Source organism: Cupriavidus sp. 01L46, from assembly GCF_056399905.1.
In genome coordinates this window covers 1-5,404 of record NZ_JBFTSF010000375.1, presented here as the reverse complement: position 1 = coordinate 5,404, position 5,404 = coordinate 1, and the positions used below count along the sequence as shown (strand labels likewise).

Sequence of the window (5,404 nt, the reverse complement as noted above, 5' to 3'; positions counted from 1 at the left end):
TCGCACACATAGTGCACCGGGGTGCCGCCCGACAGGCTCACCGCCGCAGTCCACAACGGATAGTCCGGCGCTGGAACCAGCACTTCGTCGCCGCTGTTGAGCAGCGCGTTCATGGACATCACGATCAACTCGGAGGCACCGTTGCCGACGTAGATGTCGTCCAGGCCCACGCCCTCGATATTCTTCTGCTGCGTGTAGTGCATGATCGCCTTGCGCGCGGCGAAGATGCCCTTGGAGTCCGAATACCCAGCCGAATTGGGCAGGTTGCGCATCATGTCCTGCTGGATCTCTTCCGGCGCATCGAAGCCGAAGACGGCCAGGTTGCCGATGTTCAGCTTGATGATCTTGTGGCCTTCCTCTTCCATCTGCTTGGCCTTCTCCAGCACCGGGCCGCGGATGTCATAGCAAACATTGTTGAGCTTGTTGGATTTCTGGATCGGTTTCACGGCGATGTTGGCAGGAGGCAAGCGCCACCGGGTAGCGGCGGCTATCTAGGGAATCTGGGTGGAAATGGAGCGACCCGGGTAGCCTGTGCGCTGCGTTGCAACGCAAAACGTGGCAGGCAGGGAGGCAAAAGCTATAATTTATCGGATTATGACAGACTTCGGCAGGGATTCTTGCATTGCAGCGTACGCCACCGGTACCACGGGGCCGCAGCAAAGCCGCCCGGCCCGCCTGCCCCAAAATGCTCTCAACCCGCCCTGCGCTGCCCCGGCCGAGTCGCCGCGCGCGCCGCGAAGGGCAGCGCCAGATAAGGTTCGCCCTTGAAACTCCACGCTGACCAGCCCAATGCCCTTAATACGGTAACGTCGTACGGCCCGGGCTATATCGAAATCAATATGGTGCGCCACACGGAATCCGTGCTGGTCATGCCCGAAGGCGAGATCCGGCCCTGGCCGGTGCAACGCTTCGAAGACCTGGAACCCGCGCATTTCGAGAGCCTGCTGGCGCACTCGCCCGAGGTGGTGCTGCTGGGCACCGGCAGCCGCCTGCGCTTCCCTCACCCCCGGCTGACCGCCTCACTGGCACGCCTGCATGTCGGGGTGGACGCCATGGATCTGCAGGCCGCCTGCCGCACATACAACATCCTGATGGCTGAAGGGCGCAAAGTGGCGGYCATCCTGCTGCTGGAGGAGCCTGCCTGAGCCCGCCCGGCGGCCGGGGAGGCCGGTTCGCCCAAGTTAAGCACACGCCTCGCTTGAAGTTGGCCGCCCCGCCCCCATCTGCCGCCACCATGGTGGCCGCACTCACGCAGCCACCCCCTTCCTGTCCCTCCCAGGAGCCATAAGAATGACAACAGCCAGTCTCAGCCAGCCCGTACCCGATTTCAGCGCACCCGCCACCGGCGGCGCGTTCAGCCTTGCCGCCCAGCGTGGCAAGACCGTCGTCCTGTATTTCTACCCCAAGGACAACACCCCGGGCTGCACCACCGAAGCCATGAACTTCCGCGACCAGCACGACGATTTCGTCAAGGCAGGCACGGTCGTCTTCGGCATCTCGCGCGACAGCTTGAAATCGCACGAGAACTTCAAGGCCAAGCTGGAACTGCCCTTCGAGTTGATCTCCGATGGCGATGAAGCCGTGTGCCATCTGTTCGATGTCATCAAGATGAAGAAAATGTATGGCAAGGAAGTGCGCGGCATCGAGCGCAGCACCTTCATCATCGACGGCAAGGGCATCCTGCGCCATGCGCTGCGCGGCATCAAGGTGCCCAACCACGTCGACGAGGTGCTGGAAATCGTGCGCGGACTCTGACCCGGAGCGTGATCCACGGTGATTCGGCCCGGCGCCTTAATGCGGCGCAGCAACACCTTCAAAAGTCCTCTCGGCAAGCGATTGCAAAAGAGAAAACCTTCGGATACATTGGCCTTTAATGAGTTCAAGATCCGGATGCCACGCTGCTTCATCGTCCCGGCCCAGGCGCACCCTGCCACAGGCCGGTAGCGGACCTGCCGTGTCTCCGGTCCGAAAGAAAGCCGCCAAACCTGCTACCCAGGTTGGCGGCTTTTTTGTTTGTGTGTTTTGTACGCACAGGACACGATCCCCATGTACGCGGCGCCATGCGGCCGCGCCAGTGTCCTGCGCMGTTTTCCAGCCGTCTTCTCCCCCTGAAAGGAAAGCCTAGCATGYCGCTGCCGACCATGCCCGCCAAGCCTGCCCAATTGCTTGACCCGAGCGAATTCGCCCCGGTGACCAAGCTGACTAAGGCCAAATCAGCGTCGCAGGGTAAGAAACCTGTGCCGGCGCTGGAGCGAGTGGCCTTGCTGGAAACCGGAACTAGCAAAGCGGAAAATGCGCCGGCCGTGGTGGCCAGCGCCAGCGGTTCGACGCGAGCGCGCACCAAGGATGCGCCGCCGTCCGCGCTGAAGTCCGTGCCATCGCTGGCCGCCGTGCCCAAGGCTCCCGCCAAGGCCCCCGGCACGACCAACCGTCGCCTGCAGAAACACACCGGCCCCAGCAAGCTGTTCGTGCTGGACACCAATGTGTTGATGCACGACCCGTCCTCGCTGTTCCGCTTCGAAGAGCACGACGTCTATCTGCCGATGATGACGCTCGAGGAGCTGGACAACCACAAGAAGGGGATGAGCGAAGTCGCGCGCAACGCCCGCACCGTCAGCCGCACGCTCGACGCGCTGGTGGGCGGCACCGACGGCGTGCTCGACGAGGGCTTGCCGCTCGCCAAGCTGGGCAACCGCGACGCGCAGGGCAAGCTGTTCCTGCAAACCAAGCTCAATGAGATCAAGCTGCCCGACGGCCTGCCGCAGGGCAAGGCGGACAACCAGATCCTGGGCGTGGTCAGCGCCCTGCAGCAGCAGTTCCCGGAGCGCCAGGTCGTGCTGGTGTCGAAAGACATCAACATGCGCATCAAGGCGCGCGCGCTCGGCCTGCCAGCCGAGGACTACTTCAACGACCAGGTCCTCGAGGACAAGGACCTGCTGTACTCGGGCGTGATGCTGCTGCCCAACGACTTCTGGGCCAAGCATGGCAAGGGGGTGGAAAGCTGGCAGGACCCGAAGTCCGGCGCGATGTTCTATCGCCTGACGGGCCCGCTGGTGCCCTCCTTCCTGGTCAACCAGTTTGTCTTCCTGGAACCCAGCGACGGCAGCCTGCCGCTGTACGCCCAGGTCAAGGAGATCAACGGCAAGACCGCGCTGCTGCAAACGCTCAAGGACTACACGCACCACAAGAACAATGTGTGGAGCGTGACCGCCCGCAACCGCGAACAGAACTTCGCGCTCAACCTTCTGATGCATCCGGAGATCGACTTCGTCACCTTGCTGGGCCAGGCCGGTACCGGCAAGACCCTGCTGGCGCTGGCGGCCGGCCTGGAGCAGGTGCTCGACCAGAAGCTCTACAACGAGATCATCGTCACCCGCGCCACCGTGCCGGTCGGCGAGGACATCGGCTTCCTGCCGGGCACCGAGGAAGAAAAGATGCAGCCCTGGATGGGTGCCTTCGACGACAACCTGGAAGTGCTGCAAAAGAGCGACGACAGCGCCGGCGAGTGGGGCCGCGCCGCCACCCAGGAACTGATCCGCYCGCGCATCAAGGTCAAGAGCATGAACTTCATGCGCGGACGCACCTTCGTCAACAAGTTCGTCATCATCGACGAGGCCCAGAACCTGACGCCCAAGCAGATGAAGACGCTGGTAACGCGTGCCGGCCCCGGCACCAAGATCATCTGCCTGGGCAACATCGCGCAGATCGACACGCCATACCTGACCGAAGGATCGTCCGGCCTTACCTACGTGGTCGACCGGTTCAAGGGCTGGAGCCACAGTGGCCATGTGACGCTGGCACGCGGCGAGCGCTCGCGCCTGGCCGACCATGCCGCGGATGTCCTTTAAGGGGCGCATCACCGGTTAAGACCAAGCCTTCGCAACCTCTGGAACCATCGGATGCCTTGTAGGACCACGACCGGCAGATTTGCCTGCCGGCGTGGCCTAGCATCAAAGCATCCGGAGCGCCCGCCATTTCGGCATCTCGCGTGCCGGAGCCTGGCGGGCGCTTTTTTTGCCCCTCCCGGCTTGTTGGATCGATGGAGACATTGATGGACAACCACCTGTATCACACACCGCTGCGGCTCGCGCTGGCCAGCAGCGTCGCGATTGCCGCGGTCTCGTTGCTTGCGGGTCCCGCGCTCGCCGCCGACGAAATGGTGATCCGCACCATGGGCCCCGTCAGCTACGTCTGCGGCGGCATTGCCGCGGACGAACAACAGCAACTGGCCGCGCAGCAGAAGAACTTCAACATCGGCCTGCTGTTTACCCAGGGCGAGCGCGGCGAATACCTTGCCGACGTAGCCGTCAAGATGACGCGCGAAGGCCACGAAGTGGCCAGCTTCACCGCTTCCGGGCCCAAGTGCCTGATCAAGGCCCCGCAAGGCAGCTACAATATCGAAGCGACTTATAAGGGACAGGCCAAGTCGGTCAACGTGAGTACGGGCACCTACAACGCGCAATTGCGCTGGTAAGGCGCCCAGGGGAGCCCCCTCGCCGGCTCCCCTCGCGCCACGGCTCCTGACCCGGGATCGGACCGAGAAGGATGCCTCTGCGCCAGATAGCCCCTGCCGGAAAACGTGTGCCCAGCCGGGCCAACGTCTTCCGCACTACCCGCCTGCCCCTGCTTTGCGTGGCGGCATTGCTGCTCGCAGCCTGCGCCTCGACGCCGCCTGGGCGCTATAGCGCCCAGCCGCGCCCGGCAGGCACTCCCATGGTGGATCCCAGCGCCGGGCTGGAAGAAGTCTCCATCCAGGCGATGTCGCTGGTGGGCACGCCCTATCGCTACGGCGGCAATACGCCTGACTCGGGCTTCGACTGCAGCGGCCTGGTCCGCTATGTGGTGCTGCGCGCCGCCAACGTCAACCTGCCACGCACCACCGAAGCCATGGGCGACCGCGGCGTCTCGCTGGAGCGCAGCCAGGTAGCCTCGGGCGACCTGGTTTTCTTCAATACCACCGGCCGGGCCAATTCGCATGTCGGCGTCTATGTCGGGCAGAATCGCTTTGTCCATGCGCCCTCCACCGGCGGCACGGTACGGCTCGAAGACATGAGCAAGTCGTACTGGGCCTCCCGGTACAACGGCGCGCGGCGGGTTGCGTCGGGCATCAACCAGGCGCCAGCATCGATCGCGCCCCCGGCCGCACCAGCAGCACCGCCGCCCCCCGTGGATGACGATCCGATTGCCGCGTTCGCCAATCGATAGCCATCGGCTCCGGCCTTCCCAAAAAACAAAAAGCCAGGCATTGCGCCTGGCTTTTTGTTGGCTTGTCGAGCGAGAATCCGATAGCCCGGAGCCTTAGAGGATCTGCCGGCCAATCCACCATGCGATGGCAGCCATGAAGGCGGATGCGGGAATCGTCAGCACCCAGGCCCAGACGATGTTGCCGGCCACGCCCCAGCGC

6 protein-coding genes and 1 pseudogene are annotated in these 5,404 nt (G+C 63.8%); 5 read left to right on the top strand and 2 right to left on the bottom strand.

The genetic code is table 11. The annotated features are described in order from the left end of the window. Window positions 1-446: aminotransferase class I/II-fold pyridoxal phosphate-dependent enzyme (locus AC1DS3_RS34665; protein WP_477128959.1), on the bottom strand; the 446-nt coding region annotated here is incomplete at its 3' end. A gap of 318 nt (window positions 447-764) precedes the next feature. Between AC1DS3_RS34665 and AC1DS3_RS34660 the strand changes: the two genes are divergently transcribed. The 5 genes from AC1DS3_RS34660 to AC1DS3_RS34640 all read left to right on the top strand — a co-directional run bounded on the left by AC1DS3_RS34660 (window position 765) and on the right by AC1DS3_RS34640 (window position 5,205). Continuing rightward, window positions 765-1,145, top strand: coding sequence for an Mth938-like domain-containing protein (locus AC1DS3_RS34660; protein ID WP_477128958.1), 381 nt, complete (start codon window positions 765-767; stop codon window positions 1,143-1,145). Between the two features lie 145 nt (window positions 1,146-1,290). After that, a complete protein-coding gene (locus AC1DS3_RS34655) occupies window positions 1,291-1,755 on the top strand; it encodes a peroxiredoxin (RefSeq protein WP_441630076.1) in 465 nt (154 codons plus the stop codon). Window positions 1,756-2,126: 371 nt separating this feature from the next. Further along, on the top strand, window positions 2,127-3,848 hold the full coding sequence (locus tag AC1DS3_RS34650; RefSeq protein ID WP_477128957.1) for a PhoH family protein: 1,722 nt from the start codon (window positions 2,127-2,129) through the stop codon (window positions 3,846-3,848). 203 nt (window positions 3,849-4,051) lie between these two features. Continuing rightward, on the top strand, window positions 4,052-4,474 hold the full coding sequence (locus AC1DS3_RS34645) for a hypothetical protein (protein WP_441630072.1): 423 nt from the start codon (window positions 4,052-4,054) through the stop codon (window positions 4,472-4,474). 71 nt (window positions 4,475-4,545) lie between these two features. Continuing rightward, a complete protein-coding gene (locus AC1DS3_RS34640) occupies window positions 4,546-5,205 on the top strand; it encodes a C40 family peptidase (RefSeq protein ID WP_441630070.1) in 660 nt (219 codons plus the stop codon). Between the two features lie 93 nt (window positions 5,206-5,298). On the opposite strand, the pseudogene AC1DS3_RS34635 reads toward AC1DS3_RS34640, so the two are convergent. Then, window positions 5,299-5,404 (bottom strand): annotated as a pseudogene (locus AC1DS3_RS34635) (inorganic phosphate transporter); the annotation flags it as partial.